This window comes from Acinetobacter sp. RG5 (assembly GCF_031844265.1).
In the GTDB taxonomy this organism is placed as follows: Bacteria; Pseudomonadota; Gammaproteobacteria; order Pseudomonadales; family Moraxellaceae; genus Acinetobacter.
In genome coordinates, this window is sequence record NZ_JAUZUV010000001.1 from 56,960 (window position 1) to 71,695 (window position 14,736).

The following is a 14,736-nucleotide window of genomic DNA, read 5'->3' on the forward strand; positions in this document are numbered from 1 at the left end:
ATAGAAAATCTTTTGAAGTTATACGAGCTGTCTACTTTAAGCAGTACCGTATTGCTGTTTTAAATATTTCACAATCTCAGCCGATTCAAACATTTTGGTATCTGTATTTGGATCGACCAGATAGGGAAGCTGAATATTATTTCCCATCATTTCAAACAAATGTTCACGCTTACCGCCTGGTAGTGGTTCATATTTTCCCGGTTTTAAACGCAATTTGGCCGGTCCATAATCTTGCCAGCGCTCTTTAGCGACATTATGAAAAACAAACGGCACTTCCAGTTCACTCAAAACGGCGCGTACAATTCGGGTATAAGGACTGGCCTCAAAGCCCCATAATTCTAATAACAGTTCAGGTGTTGGCCGATCCTTAATCTTGGGATTCACCATTCCGCCGCGTAAACCATTGAGGACGGTTCCCGCAATTGCAGCCACTGGAATTTTAGGATAGTGAGCATATTTCTTGGGAGTTTTGCCGGTTTTGCCATAATGCTTGAACAGATGATCGATAATATCCTGAGACTCATAGAGTCGATCACCGGTATTTTCATCAACTAAAAAAGGAAATTGCAGTTTTCCACCCAATTGCTGCACCTCAGGACGGAAATGAGTACCCCCTCGTGGACATGGATAAACTTCATAATCCAGATTTAGCAAGGTCATGACTTCACGCACCCGACGACAAAATGGTGAACCCTCGTATTCATAGAGCTTCAAGGCTTTTTCAGGCTGATTTGGAAACGGTGTACCCACCATCCCACGTCCACCTTCAGCGATTGAAGAGGCCAAAGCTTGTACAACTTTAATTTGATGACTCAACATAGTATTTTCCTATTTTTGTTTTATATGAATGAAAGACAGAATCTAGGCATCCTGTCTTTCAGGGTACAGATGAGTTTTGTTGTTATTCTTGCATGCAGAAATGCAGATTTCAGCCGATTAAGCCACTAAAGCTGTTTTAGACACCACAATACCATTATTGTCTGCATAGACATAATCGCCAGCATTAAACGTGACACCACCAAAGCAGAGAGAGATATCAACTTCACCCACACCCTTGCGATTACTCTTTTGTGGAATAGCCGCCAATGCATGCACCCCAAGATCAAGTTCAGCAATCGCATCGACATCACGGACGCAACCGTAAATAATTACACCATTCCAGTGATTTTTGACTGCTGATTCTGCAATCAGGTCACCCATCAAGGCACAACGCATCGATGCACCGCCATCTACGACCAAGACCTTGCCTGTTCCATCTGTGGCCAATAATTCTTTGACCCGTGAGTTATCTTCAAAACATTTTACTGTCACAATCTGACCGCCAAAGGTTTTGCGCGCCCCATAACTCTTGAAAAATTTACCGTCCAGGCAAGGTGTCACTACCTGAAGCTCTAGTTCTGGATGATCATCTAACAAGTCACAGGTGACAAATGCTGCTGTAGACACGGTGTTTTCCCCTCATTTCATTTTTTGTATGCGTAAATTATCATAAATTTCAAATTTTACCGTCTGAGTTAGCGCGGCCTCGACCATAGTATGAGCCACCTGATCGGCTGTCACTGGCTTATAGGCAAAACTATCTGGAATAAAACGCGATACTTTGTGGTAAACCTGCTGCGCGATATCTTCCAAAAAACGCTGCTCTGGACGTTCACCAATGAGCAATGAAGGTCGAATCAAACTGATTCTGTCCAGGGTCAATGTTTGTATATATTCTTCCAGTTCACCTTTGACCCGATTATAGTAAAAATGCGATTGGGAATCGGCACCCATTGCGCTTAGCAAAAGATAATGGGCTGAGGTTTGCTGTAACAGCTCTGCAAAGTGAGCATTTATGGTATAGTCAATACTATAAAATGCCTGTTTGGATCCGGCTTTTTTCATGGTGCTGCCCAGGCAGCTAAAACCATGGCTATGCTTGCTGACATCCTGATCATTCAACATCAGGAAATCTTCCAGTACCAGTTGTTGAACTTTATCCAAAGCATCCAGATCATTTTGATGTTTTCTGACCACTGCAGTAATCTGCTGGCAAGTCGGCTCATCTTGCAAACGTTTTATCAGTTGTTTTCCCACCAAGCCGGTGGCACCTATCACGATGGGATGAGTCAGTGATTTAGTCATTTTTTATACGATCTCCTAGGTGGAATACTAATCTAACGTTTTCTTTAGAATTTTTCTGCATCTAAAATGTTGTCAAAGCATGTCAAGACTTGACTTCGGTGCTTAGTTTAATCAAAATATGGCACTTGTTTACGGGCTGGTGATAATTCCTCTGATGTTGGTTTTCAGTTGAGTTTCAGCCCGCCCAGACCAATCTATTTCAAGGAGTGCACGAGTGGCAAACTCTGCTCAAGCTAAAAAACGTGCTCGTCAAAACGTTAAAGCACGCAAACACAACGCAAGCTTGCGTTCTATGGTTCGTACCTATCTTAAACGTACATTAGCTGCTATCAGCACTAATGACTATGCTGTTGCTACTGAAGCGTACAAATCGCTTGTTCCAGTAATCGACCGTATGGCTGACAAAGGCATCATCCATAAAAACAAAGCAGCTCGTCATAAGAGCCGCTTGAACGCGCAAGTTAAAGCACTAGCTTCTAACTAATCGCAAATGAAAAAAGCCCTTTTTAGGGCTTTTTTTGTGTCTGGAATTTGAAGAAACTAAAAAATATAATGACTCATTCAGAAAAATAATTTGTTTAGACAGCACTCATCCAGTCAATGCGATACTGTGAGATAAAAACCTGAATCTCCCTCTCTTTTAGATTATTGATCTTTATCCATAGAGGATGGCGAAGTGGTTTTATCCTGTTTCGTATTGTCAGTGTCCCGCTTTTGACATGCGGTTAAACCCAAAATCGCGATCAGGCTAAAAATTGTGATAACTTTCATAATTTTCCTCAAGATGAATATTTCTATATTTATTAAGCATAGATAATTTTTATACTTACATTATTGAATTTTCACCCTATAAATGTAAAAAGGTGCAGTTTAAAATTTATTTTTATCGTTTTAGACTGACTTTTATTGAATGGTCAATATGAAAGGCCACACCATCTTCATAATTCCTAACTCCCCAATAAAAAACTCAACTGCTGCGAACAATTGAGTTTTGAAAGAATATTTTCATTTAAGAAAGTTGGGAACGTTTAAAATCGGCAATATCCAGTTCATGTACCTGACCGCGCCAGATCCATTTCAGTTTGGATTCCAGGAATACATCACCCTCAAACCAGACAAACAGACCTTCCATCATTTTTGGCCAGTCTTCCCGACTGACATCCTGACGCCCTGACATCACCGCAATCATCGCTGCCAAAATGGTGTCGTGGCTAACGGCCAAACTTAGCCCATATTTATTTTGTGGATGGGTGTTGTAAATCAGTTCTAGTACATCCACTACGCCATGAATCGGCTGTTTCATCCCCGGCAAGGCATTATTGACAAAACTGTTAATAAAACCGAGCGCACCTTGCTTGGCAAAATAAGGCCCTGCTTTTTGAATATCCAGCACAAAGCTGCCAGGCTCCACTAGAAGTCCCTGTTCAATAATTTCAATACGATGGGTATTCTGCTCAGGGGTAACCGCATCTGCCCCCTCAATCATCAATGCAGCGGTATCAATACAACGCTGAATCGGACTTGAAATACAGTGATGAATCACACGATCGGTTTGATCAGCCAGATAAGCACCCCATTCCTGCGCCAGATCCCGCCCCTGCTTGGTCAGTTGCAGATCATAGCCTGCCAAACCCTGCCCCGGAACCTCCTCACGAATCGAATGCCGTGTGAATAAGGTGACAGGCGTTTGTACATCAGGCAATAAATCAATTGCACTCAACATACTCGGTGGAAGCAGTTTCAGGGACACGTTACAGCCAACTCTGGATTGGTAATAGGTTAAGCACCACTATAACACGCTCAGAATTTTGCTCAATGCTCGGCCTGCATGTCAGACACTGCCTGCAATGCAATAATTTTCATATCATTATTTTTATAAGCAATGAATCCACCGTTCAGCAAGGTATCCCGATGATTATAAATAAATGGACGACCTTCTAAATCAACCAGACCACCCCCAATCCGTTCGAGCATACATTGACCAGCGCTGGTATCCCATTCCGAGGTCGGATGAAAACGTGGATAGATGTCTACCTGATCTTCCAGCATCATGCAAAATTTATAAGCGCTGCCCGCTTTAAATTCGGTGTAGTCAGTGAGCTTAGCCAGACTTTGCAAATACTCGGTATATTTCGGTTTCTGCTGGCTACTTTGGCTCAATCCCACAGCAATCATTTTAGTAGTTTCAAGCATTTCATAAGCAAACCATGTCATCTTTTGGATATCATATTTATAAGGCAAGCCCTGCTCAGGACAGAAATAAATCAGTTGCTGCTCCGGAACCGCCAATATGGCAAAAGTGGTCAAACTGCCTCTGACCAGACTCAAATTAATGGTAAATTCGGGGCGCTGGTGCAGAAATTCCTTGGTACCATCTAGCGGATCCAGTAACCAGAATTCTGACCATGAGCGGCGTTCATGTTCCTGTCCTTCTTCAGACAGTAAAGGCAAGCTGGAAATCTCTGCCAAAGCCTGGGTCAGATAAGTATTGACCCGAAAATCTGCCTGAGTCACCGGAGAATTATCATTTTTTTTGATGACATCAAAAGCTGCACCAGAACAATAACGCTGATATTCTTCTCGCAAAATTTCACAGGCTTGTGTCAAAATGGGCACAAACTGCAAAATCATTGGATCTTGTGGTGCTGCTGTTGCTTTAAACATAGAAAACCTAAATATGTCAAAATGCTCTGAAAAACCTACCATAATTTTCGATATGGATGGCACTTTACTTGATCTTGCCTACGATGATTTCATCTGGAACGAGTTATTGCCTGTGCGTTATGCTGCCACACATGGCTGTAGCCTGGAACACAGCCAGGCGACACTCTATGCATTCTATCAGGAACATAATCATACCTTAAACTGGTACTCTTCACGCTTCTGGACGGCTAAAGTCGAAGTCGATGTTCTGGCGATGCAAATTGAACATAAAGATAAAGTCGCCTTGCGCCCTCATTGTCTCGAATTGCTCGATTATCTTAAAAATAATGGTTATCCAATCTGGCTGGCCACCAATGCTGACTGCGCAGGTCTAGCCTTTAAACTGGATCACTTGAATTTAAGAGATTATTTCGATGTCATCGTCAGCTCAGAAACGATTGGGCATGCCAAAGAATTTGTCGAATTCTGGCAAGGCCTGAATGCGTTGCATCCATTTGATCCTGCACATGCTTATTTTATTGATGATACTGAAAAAGTCCTGAATGGGGCCCAAACCTATGGCATTCAGAACCTGTTCAGCATCCAGCAACCCTCTTCAGCCAAAGTAGCACGCCAGACTTGTAATTACCCGATGCTGCACCAATTAACAGATTTAATCACTCATTTAAATCAGGCTGAGGTAGAAAAAAAATATGCGTAAATCGTCTTTACCCGAAGATGCGGTAGGCATGCGTATAGACAAATGGCTGTGGGCAGCACGGTTTTTTAAAACCCGCTCGATTGCCAAACATGCGATTGAAGGTGGCAAAGTCCATCACAATGGTGAACGTGTCAAGGTATCGCGCGAAGTCCGTGTTGGTATGGAACTGACGATTCAGCAAGGCATCGACAAAAAAACCGTGCTGGTTAAGGAACTTTCTGATGTTCGTGGACCTGCACCCGTGGCACAAAAACTGTATGAAGAAACCGAAGTCAGTATTGCACGCCGGGAATTGATTACATCACAAAGAAAGTTGCATAATCTAGCTCGTCCCGATCATCGTCCAAGCAAGAAGGATCGTCGTGATATCAGTAGATTTAAAAATGAAAATAGTCAGAATTTCGATCAGTCATGGTCCTATAATGACGATTAAATTTAAGCGTCAGAATATGTCGTACATGCGCTGACTTTTATAGAACACTAGGGAAAATTCTGTCACTATACACCTGTGGAACAAAGCTCTAATTTAAGACATCCACTTGAGTACTAACTTAGTGACATCGTATTGAGGTTGTAAGATGGATGAGAATAAAAACAAGGCGCTCAACGCTGCCTTAAGCCAGATTGAAAAACAGTTTGGTAAAAATACAGTTATGCGTCTTGGTGACAATACCGTTCAGGCAGTTGAAGCTGTGTCTACAGGCTCTTTAACGCTGGATATTGCACTCGGTATTGGTGGTTTACCTAAAGGTCGTATCGTCGAGATCTATGGTCCTGAATCTTCAGGTAAAACCACAATGACCCTGCAAGCAATTGCAGAGTGTCAGAAAGCAGGCGGTACGTGTGCATTCATCGATGCGGAACATGCACTTGATCCTCAATATGCGCGCAAACTGGGCGTAGATATTGACAACCTGCTGGTATCGCAACCGGATCACGGTGAACAGGCACTTGAAATCGCAGACATGCTGGTACGCTCTGGCGCGATCGACATGATCGTTGTCGACTCTGTTGCTGCATTGACTCCGCGCGCTGAAATTGAAGGCGAAATGGGTGACTCGCATATGGGTCTGCAAGCCCGTTTAATGAGCCAGGCACTGCGTAAAATTACTGGTAATGCCAAGCGTTCCAACTGTATGGTGATCTTCATTAACCAGATTCGTATGAAGATTGGTGTCATGTTTGGTAGCCCTGAAACCACAACTGGTGGTAACGCACTGAAATTCTATGCCTCTGTTCGCTTGGACATCCGTCGTATCGGCCAAGTGAAAGAAGGTGACGAGATTGTTGGTTCTGAAACCAAAGTCAAAGTCGTGAAAAACAAAATGGCGCCTCCGTTTAAAGAAGCTTTATTCCAGATTCTTTATGGCAAAGGTGTTAACCATCTAGGTGAATTGATCGACCTTGCTGTACAGCAAGAAATCGTGCAGAAAGCTGGTGCGTGGTATTCTTATCAAGGCGACAAAATTGGCCAGGGTAAGAACAACACCATCCGTTATCTGGAAGAGCATAAAGAAATGGCTCAGACGATTGAAAAACTGATTCGTGACCAGCTTCTGACTAAAGCAGTGGTTGTTGAAGAAGACGATAGCAAGGAAGAACCTGACTTTTTAGATGCATGATCTTATTAGATGCATCATCTTTAAACGTCAATACACAGCGCCCTCCGGGGCGTTTTGTTATTATATAGGGAATCTAAAATCCGAGAGAATCATGTCAGACGCGAAATTCAGCAAACTGCTCGATTATGAAACTTTAAAACAGCAATTTGGTGATACTGAAGATCAAGCTCAACCTGCAAAAAGTGCGATCCAAGACGCTCCTGAATTTGATCCTGAAGAACGTTTGTTTTCCTCTACCCCAACTCAGGATGAGAAGAAACCGGGACTGACAGGCTCACGCTTACGTTCTTATGCCTTTGCCGTACTGACGCGCAAGGAATATTCCAAAGCCGAACTGATCGAGAAATTAAGCCTTTATGCAGAGCATCGTGATGAAGTCATTACCTTAGTGGAAGAGCTGTCCCGTGAGAACTATCAAAGTGATCAGCGTGTGGCGGAAACCATGTTGTCGAGTCAAAAGCGTAAAGGCAAAGGTCCCAATCAAATTAAAATGAAACTCAAGAGCAAAAAGATTGATGCTGCCCTGATTTCAGAAGAACTCAAAGAAACCGACTGGGTTCAACAAGCCTATGAACTAAAAGTCAAAAAATATGGGACTGAGGTCAGTGAAGACCTGAAGCTCAAAGCCAAACAGATCCGTTTTCTAATGTATCGTGGTTTTGAAATGGATGCGATTATCAAGGCGATTAACCGTAAAGCAGAAGATTAATTCTTATCTTCTTTGAAAGTCTTAATGCACGTATAAGTATATTGGTTATTTATCCAATATTAGCTGCAAAATAAAGCACGACATAAAATAATAATGATCTGAATCATTAAAATAATAAGATAGTGCTGTTTGATGACATTGAAAAAGGAATGATATTTGAGAATAGAAAACTGCGAATTCGCATTGTTATTATAATAAGAATATGGTGGCAACCCTACCAGCAAAGCTCCGGCACATCATAGTTCTATTACCGTTGCTACCTTCCGGTCCTGGCGGGGTTCATAGAGTACAATTGCGAAGTAACCAGCAGGGCTACCATTACAAAAACAGAGTATAGAGATTTTTAATCAAGTTGCAAGCCTTGTTCCGCAAAATAATCCCTCAAGCTATCCGTTTGATTATTTTAAAAACAATATTGATATTTCTGCTGATTTTTAAGGGATCTTCACAATCAATCCATCAACACTCAGATTCACATGATCTTTGTAAAACCTTGTTGCATTTTCTAAAAATGCCGTTTTTAATGTGTGCAATGTATATGAATGATCTACTTTGAAAAGATGAGCAGCGGATCCGCATCTCACAAAGAATTATGGAAATTTTATGATGTTTAAAAAGACCGTATTGTGTGCAGTGACAGCACTCTTTACCACGCCTCTATTTGCCAATATTCCGATTGAATCGCGTGGCTTGAGTCAAGCTACGAATCAAACCACAGTAAATACCCCAGCAGCAATTGCGGCTGGTGCAACTCCAGCAGTTCAAACCAATACCAGCTGGCAAATCATGCAAAAGAACCAGCAACTCGAAAATGACCTGCGGATTTTGCGCGGTAAAATGGAAGAACAGGAAAATGAGATTGAACGGCTCAAGAATGAACTGACCAATCGTTATGCCGATCTTGATCAGCGCCTTGAACTATTGCAACAAAAAATTGAACCTGCTGAGGACAATCCAACGGAGGAAAACCCACAGGATACTGCACCCAGCCTAAACACAAATAAGGTCAATACAGCAAGCAGCGGACAGCAACCTGCTGATCTTGAAAAAGCAGCTTATACCGTGGCTTTAGATGCTTATAAAAATGGCGGTGCAGCCAAAGCCATTGCACCGATGCAAAACTTTATTAAAAACAATCCGAATAGCGTTTATATCAGCAATGCTTATTTCTGGTTAGCGGAATTCAATCTGGCGATTGACCCACCAAAATTTGCTGAAGCGAAACGTAATTATCTGATTGTCGTTGATCGCTATCCAAATTCTGCGAAAGCCTCCACTGCCCTGTATCAGCTTTATAACATCAGCAAAGATGTTGAAAAGAATACTACGCTTGCATCGCAATACAAAACAAAGCTATTGAAGAATTATCCGAAAGCTGAGGAAATAAAATTTCTTAAGTAAAATAGAAATTCCCAAAATAGAAAAGACACCATAGGGTGTCTTTTTTATTATCTTAAACTTTTAGCGCACAATACCACGCTTCGACTGTTCAAGAGAATCGATTAGACGCTGCACCTCAGTCACTTCCGGCAAAATTCCTGTACGGATCTGCTCGATTGCTTCCTGAGTCGTTAAACCTGATTTATAAATCAGTTTAAAGGCATCACGTAAACCGCTGATTACTGTCTTTGACCAGCCTTTACGACGCATACCTTCAATATTCATGGCAAATGCATGCGCAGGATTACCTGAAACCATGACATAGGCCGGTACATCTTTCAGAATCAGGGATGCCCCACCAATCATGCTATAAGAATCAATCTTACAGAACTGATGAATGCCTGAGTTTCCGCCAATGACAACGTAGTCCCCGACATGCACATGTCCAGCCACACCGACGTTATTGGCAAAGATATTATAATCCCCGACCATACAGTCATGTGCAATATGAGTATTGACCATGAGCAGGTTATGACTACCAATCTTGGTCAGGCTCTGGTCCTGAACCGTGCCACGATGCAGACTGCAATGCTCACGAATCTTGTTGTGATCGCCAATCTCAAGCCAGGTTTCTTCACCGGCATACTTAAGATCCTGACATACCTCGCCTACACTGGCGAACTGGAAAATTTCATTATATTCACCTATACGCGTATAGCCACCCACCACCACGTGTGAATGAAGTTTGCTACCCGCACCAATAGTGACATTTGGCCCGATAATACAATATGGGCCAATTTCTACATCAGCAGCAATGACTGCTGACGGGTCAATAATGGCAGTTGGATGAATAAGGGGATTATTGCTCATGCCTGCTCGACTTTTTGATGCGAAACCATAATTTCCGCGGTTGTTGCGACGACGCCATCTACAGTGGCAATACAATTATATTTGTAAATGCCCCGCTTTTGCATCACTAATTCAGATTTTAAAACCAATTGGTCACCTGCAACCACCTGTTTTTTAAATCTAACTTTTTCCGCACCAGCAAACAGGAACAAAGAACCTTCACTTGGCACTTCGTTATTCATCACAAAACCCAGAATTCCAGAGATTTGTGCCAGCGCTTCAACAATCAGCACACCCGGCATAATTGGATAATTCGGAAAATGGCCTTGTAAAAACTCTTCATTAATTGAGACGTTTTTATAACCAACAATGCCATTATCGGTAATTTCGACAACGCGATCAACCAATAAGAATGGATAGCGATGGGGCAAATATTCACGAATCTTTTGAATATTCATTGGCAATTCAGGCTTCGTGAATGTAAGCAAATTCGACTCTGTCATCATAATTATTTACGCAACTTAAATGTTGATTCAATGGACTCAATCTGAGATTGCATATGATCTAGTCGTTTGATCACCTGGGTCAATGGCACATCTGCTAATTGTCTGAGGCGAACCACAGTACGTTTCCATTTCTGGTTTTCAAACAGACCAATCCCCGATGAATATTTTCCAGCTTCAGAAATATTATTTGTCACCATTGACATTCCGGTCAACGTCACATTATCGGCAATATTCAAGTGTCCAGAAATCGCAGAGGCACCACCAATGATACAGTTTTTGCCAATTGAAACACTTCCTGCAACGGCAGTTTTTGCAGCAATCGCGGTATGTGCACCAATTTTAACGTTATGCGCGATTTGCACAAGATTATCAATGATCACACCCTGTTGCAAAATCGTATCATCCAGTGCACCACGGTCTACGCTACAATTTGACCCAATACGTACATCATCCTCAATGCGTACAGAACCTAATTGCGCAATACGGTGCCATTTCCCTTGATAAGGCGCAAAACCAAACCCTTCGCTGCCAATCACGCTATTGGCATGAATACGCACCCGATTACCAATTTTTGCTGCGCCGGTGAGGGTCACATGTGAGTCAATAAAACAGTCCTGACCGATCTCGACATCATCATCGATCTGCACATGCGCCTGAACAATCGTATTCGCACCCACGACACAATGCTCACCAATCACCACATAATGACCAATATAAGCATCGTCCGCAATCACTGCCGACGGGTGAATTTGGGCAGTACTTTCAATGCCGCGCTGGCGATGTTTTTTCTCAAATACATGCGTCAGAATCGCAAAAGCCAGATAGGGATTTGCCACAACAATAAAGTTTTGATGTGAAGTTATCTGTTGTTTTAGTTCAGCCGTGACAATTAAAGCACCTGCCTGACTTTGATTGGCCTGCTCTACATATTTATCGGCATTTACAAATGCAAGATCTTGTGAGGTCGCTTGCTCAAGACTGGCCAAAGCGCTCAAACGCAAATCTGTCTGACCTATGCACTCGCCCTGAACCAGGCGAGCGAGATCAGCTAACTGAAGCTGTTGATGATTCATTGATTATTTAATTGCATTAACCTTTTGAATCATTTTATCAGTTAAATCATATTTAGCATCATAAGCAAGTGCTGAATTTTTATTTAAAACCACATCGAGGTTGTTTTCTCTACGCAATTGTTCAGCAATTTGCTTTACACGTCCATCAAATACAGTCCGGATCTGCTGAATCGAGCTTTGAACATTCGTCTGTACAGATTGTTGTAACTGATTTAATTCTTGAAGCTTAGTCTGATATTGCGCAGACATTTTCTGTTTTTCAGTCTCACTGAGCTTGGTATTGGATTGAGCACGTTGCTGCAAAGCTTCCAGCTCTTTGCTGAGTTGCTCAATCTTGGTGGTTTGTGGCTGAATTTTTTGCTGAAACGCCGTGTTTTGTTGTTTCAGATAAGTACTACCTTCAACCACACGCTCCAAGTCAATTATCCCCATACTGGCCGCTTGAGTTAAAGGTGCAACACTTGCCAAAGCCAGGCTCATTGCCATCATCATTTTTTTCATATTCTTACTCATTCAAAAAAATTTGCTCACAAAACCTGAAGGCTTTATGAGCAAAATTTAGTTTCTAGGTCAAACCGATTTTAGAAAGTACGTCCAATTTCGAACTGGATGTTTTTAGTATCATCACCATCTTTTTTATTCAACGGATAAGCATAGCTAAGTGATAATGGGCCAATCATGGTGATCCAGGTGAAACCAGCACCCACGCTATAACGCATATTATCTGCATCAAAACCGAAGTTATCTTTACAGTACTGCTTTCCATTTACTGAAGTGCCATTAACGAAAATATTTTCATTTGATACATCACACTGGGTATCAAACACTTGCGCACCTTCCGCAAAGATAACCGGACGAACCTGACGTGCCCAATCCCCTTTAAATGGTACCGGAAGTACTAGTTCGGTACCAAATTGAACCAGTGCATTACCACCCACTTCTTCAGGAGACGGATCAGTTTGGCTAATATCAGAGAAATATACACCCGGATATTTAGGCCCCAATGTACTGTTTTCATAACCACGAACTGAGCCAAAACCACCGGCATAGAAATTCTTGTAGAATGGTAGGTCATTACCATAACCCAACTTACCATAACCACGCAGAACAAAATCCTTGCCTAATGGGAAGAATGCCTGAGCATCATAAGTGACTTTTTGATACTCCACATCACTGCCTGGCAATGCAATTTCACCATTGATTCGATGTGACATACCATTTGTAGGGAACATTGGGCGGTTTAAAGTATTATATGACCAGCCTAAGTTCAGGTTATAGGTAAAAAACTCACCTTTAAATTCTTGACCATAGGTGGTTGTATTAACTGGATTACCATTTTCATCAACACAATTACCTGTCAGTGTCTCAATTTGAGCCGGGCAATATTCACCGCTTCGTGTCTCTTTACCACCATTGCGTTCTAGATAATCCGCAACATAAGTAGAAACATAAGGCCCAGTGGTTACATCCGTCTGATCAATATTCAGGCCTAGGCTAACACTTTGGTTTTCGTCAATTGGATAACCAAAGTTAATCCCACCACCAAAACTGTCCGTTACATAGTTGTTGACGTTATAGTCATCATCCAGCTTGGTTTTACGGTAGTACATGTTATAGCCGCGACGCACACCATCAATGGTGAAGTACGGGTCCATCACACTCAAGTTATAGTAATCTTGCGTTTCAGAACGCGACAAATCGATTGAAACACTATTACCTGTACCCAGGAAGTTAGTCTGGCTTAAACCTGCCTGGAAAGTTACACCACCGCTTTGCGAGAAACCAACTGCAAGAGTACTGGTCCCTGAATGCTGCTCTTCAACGGCAACATTCAAGTCCACCTGATCTGGTGCACCCGGAATACGTGCAGGTTTGATATCGACAGTTTTAAAGAACCCGGTACGCTCCAGACGGACCTTAGACAGGTCAATCTTTTCATTACTAGCAAGTGCACCTTCCATTTGGCGCATTTCACGACGTAGTACTTCATCTGCAGTTTTCGTATTACCAGTGAAATTAATACGTCGCACCGTGACTTGCTGACCCGGATTAATATAATAATTTAGATCAACCAGTTTGGTTTCGTTGTTAATTTGAGGAACAATATTGACTTCTGCATAGTAATAACCTGCATTACCATACTTACGCTGCAATAACTGCTTAACCGCGTTGACTTTTTCCTGCGAATAAATTTCGCCTTCTTTGAAAATTTGTAAAGCCTGTAATTCTTCAGTCTTATAAAGTGCATCTCCTAAATATTTGGTTTGACCAAATTTAAATTGTTCGCCTTCATCCACAGAAACTTCGATGAAAACATTCTTTTTATCTTCACTCAAGTTCAGGCTGGAATTGGTAATATTAAAATTGATATAACCGCGATTCAGATACATGGCACGCAAAGCTTCTAGGCTCGCCGCCATCTTTTCACGTGCATAACGGTCATTACGCGAAATGACCGAACTCCAGCCACTTTCTTTTACGGCAAAGGCCTGCTTGATATCAGACTCTTTAAATACGGTATTCCCGATAATATTGATATCGAAAACTTTAGCCGCTTTACCTTCAATAAAATCAATCAGCAACTCAACACGGTTATTTGGTCGAGGCGTCGTGGTGACCGTAATATCGGCATCATAACGACCTTGCTGCATGTATTGCTGTTCAAGTTCAGTTTCAATAGTTTGCAGCGCTGATTTTTTCAGCACTTCGCCTTCAGCCAGACCCATTTTTTTCAGGCCTTCTTCAAGCGCTTCCTTAGGAATCAGCTTATTGCCTTTCAATTCGATTTTCGAAATAACCGGGCGTTCAACCACTTGGAAAACCAAAGTATTGCCTTGCTGCACGGCTTTAATGTCATCAAATAGGCCTGATGCATACATGCTACGAATTGCATTGGCAATGATTGGATCATTGACCCGATCACCACTGTTAATTGGCACTAGGCCATACACATTGTCAGGAGTTAAACGTACTAATCCATCAAATTTTATATCTTGTACAATGAATTCATCTGCTGCATATACTTGTTGTGCTACTGCCATTGCACTAACGAGTGCCAGAGGCATAAATAAATGTGTGTGCTGCATGCCAGTCTTTTCCGCTGTTAATT

General features: G+C 42.1%; 17 protein-coding genes and 1 other RNA gene. 6 read left to right on the plus strand and 12 right to left on the minus strand.

Annotation, left to right across the window (positions count from 1 at the left end; genetic code table 11):
* Positions 1–36 precede the first annotated feature (36 nt).
* From Q9R21_RS00270 to Q9R21_RS00280, 3 genes are all read right to left on the minus strand, one after another.
* Complete coding sequence (locus Q9R21_RS00270; protein WP_004646733.1) at positions 37–819, minus strand: glutathione S-transferase N-terminal domain-containing protein; 783 nt, start codon at positions 817–819, stop codon at positions 37–39.
* A gap of 117 nt (positions 820–936) precedes the next feature.
* Positions 937–1,446: a ribonuclease E activity regulator RraA gene (rraA, locus tag Q9R21_RS00275; RefSeq protein ID WP_005096725.1), complete on the minus strand. Its 510-nt coding sequence runs from the start codon at positions 1,444–1,446 to the stop codon at positions 937–939.
* A gap of 12 nt (positions 1,447–1,458) precedes the next feature.
* Positions 1,459–2,124 (minus strand): NAD(P)H-binding protein, encoded by a 666-nt coding sequence (locus tag Q9R21_RS00280; RefSeq protein ID WP_311203467.1) that lies wholly within the window; start codon positions 2,122–2,124, stop codon positions 1,459–1,461.
* Between the two features lie 214 nt (positions 2,125–2,338).
* Between Q9R21_RS00280 and rpsT the strand changes: the two genes are divergently transcribed.
* On the plus strand, positions 2,339–2,608 hold the full coding sequence (rpsT, locus tag Q9R21_RS00285; RefSeq protein WP_004279868.1) for a 30S ribosomal protein S20: 270 nt from the start codon (positions 2,339–2,341) through the stop codon (positions 2,606–2,608).
* A gap of 161 nt (positions 2,609–2,769) precedes the next feature.
* Here the strand turns inward: rpsT and Q9R21_RS00290 are convergent, their stop codons facing one another.
* From Q9R21_RS00290 to Q9R21_RS00300, 3 genes are all read right to left on the minus strand, one after another.
* Positions 2,770–2,895 carry a hypothetical protein gene (locus Q9R21_RS00290; protein ID WP_004646731.1) on the minus strand — a complete coding sequence of 42 codons (126 nt, stop codon included), beginning with the start codon at positions 2,893–2,895 and terminating at the stop codon, positions 2,770–2,772.
* A 238-nt stretch (positions 2,896–3,133) separates the two neighbouring features.
* Positions 3,134–3,874: a phosphoglycerate mutase family protein gene (locus Q9R21_RS00295; protein WP_311203468.1), complete on the minus strand. Its 741-nt coding sequence runs from the start codon at positions 3,872–3,874 to the stop codon at positions 3,134–3,136.
* 62 nt (positions 3,875–3,936) lie between these two features.
* Positions 3,937–4,788, minus strand: coding sequence for a 3'(2'),5'-bisphosphate nucleotidase CysQ (locus tag Q9R21_RS00300; RefSeq protein ID WP_005246616.1), 852 nt, complete (start codon positions 4,786–4,788; stop codon positions 3,937–3,939).
* 13 nt (positions 4,789–4,801) lie between these two features.
* Here Q9R21_RS00300 and Q9R21_RS00305 point away from each other — a divergent pair, with 13 nt between their 5' ends.
* The 4 genes from Q9R21_RS00305 (at position 4,802) to Q9R21_RS00320 (ending at position 7,819) form a co-directional block, all read left to right on the plus strand.
* Positions 4,802–5,488: an HAD-IA family hydrolase gene (locus tag Q9R21_RS00305; protein WP_311203469.1), complete on the plus strand. Its 687-nt coding sequence runs from the start codon at positions 4,802–4,804 to the stop codon at positions 5,486–5,488.
* Positions 5,481–5,921, plus strand: coding sequence for an RNA-binding S4 domain-containing protein (locus Q9R21_RS00310; protein WP_004646726.1), 441 nt, complete (start codon positions 5,481–5,483; stop codon positions 5,919–5,921). Before Q9R21_RS00305 ends, Q9R21_RS00310 begins: the two co-directional genes overlap by 8 nt.
* Positions 5,922–6,066: 145 nt before the next feature.
* Positions 6,067–7,110 (plus strand): recombinase RecA, encoded by a 1,044-nt coding sequence (recA, locus tag Q9R21_RS00315; protein WP_004279873.1) that lies wholly within the window; start codon positions 6,067–6,069, stop codon positions 7,108–7,110.
* Positions 7,111–7,201: 91 nt separating this feature from the next.
* Positions 7,202–7,819, plus strand: a complete 618-nt coding sequence (locus Q9R21_RS00320) for a regulatory protein RecX (protein ID WP_311203470.1) — start codon at positions 7,202–7,204, stop codon at positions 7,817–7,819.
* A 212-nt stretch (positions 7,820–8,031) separates the two neighbouring features.
* On the opposite strand, the gene ffs is transcribed toward Q9R21_RS00320, so the two are convergent.
* Positions 8,032–8,128, minus strand: an RNA gene (ffs, locus tag Q9R21_RS00325) — signal recognition particle sRNA small type.
* A gap of 294 nt (positions 8,129–8,422) precedes the next feature.
* Between ffs and Q9R21_RS00330 the strand changes: the two genes are divergently transcribed.
* Positions 8,423–9,220 (plus strand): YbgF trimerization domain-containing protein, encoded by a 798-nt coding sequence (locus Q9R21_RS00330; RefSeq protein ID WP_311203471.1) that lies wholly within the window; start codon positions 8,423–8,425, stop codon positions 9,218–9,220.
* 60 nt (positions 9,221–9,280) lie between these two features.
* Here the strand turns inward: Q9R21_RS00330 and lpxA are convergent, their stop codons facing one another.
* From lpxA to bamA, 5 genes are all read right to left on the minus strand, one after another.
* Positions 9,281–10,069 (minus strand): acyl-ACP--UDP-N-acetylglucosamine O-acyltransferase, encoded by a 789-nt coding sequence (gene lpxA / locus Q9R21_RS00335; protein WP_247143552.1) that lies wholly within the window; start codon positions 10,067–10,069, stop codon positions 9,281–9,283.
* Positions 10,066–10,551 (minus strand): 3-hydroxyacyl-ACP dehydratase FabZ, encoded by a 486-nt coding sequence (fabZ, locus tag Q9R21_RS00340; protein WP_404976552.1) that lies wholly within the window; start codon positions 10,549–10,551, stop codon positions 10,066–10,068. The genes lpxA and fabZ overlap by 4 nt, the downstream gene beginning before the upstream one ends.
* Positions 10,552–10,556: 5 nt before the next feature.
* Complete coding sequence (gene lpxD, locus Q9R21_RS00345) at positions 10,557–11,627, minus strand: UDP-3-O-(3-hydroxymyristoyl)glucosamine N-acyltransferase (RefSeq protein WP_195724816.1); 1,071 nt, start codon at positions 11,625–11,627, stop codon at positions 10,557–10,559.
* A 3-nt stretch (positions 11,628–11,630) separates the two neighbouring features.
* Complete coding sequence (locus Q9R21_RS00350) at positions 11,631–12,128, minus strand: OmpH family outer membrane protein (protein ID WP_005266609.1); 498 nt, start codon at positions 12,126–12,128, stop codon at positions 11,631–11,633.
* 80 nt (positions 12,129–12,208) lie between these two features.
* Entirely contained in the window at positions 12,209–14,713 is a 2,505-nt protein-coding gene (gene bamA / locus Q9R21_RS00355; RefSeq protein WP_311203472.1) for an outer membrane protein assembly factor BamA, read from the minus strand.
* Between the last annotated feature and the right edge of the window lie 23 nt (positions 14,714–14,736).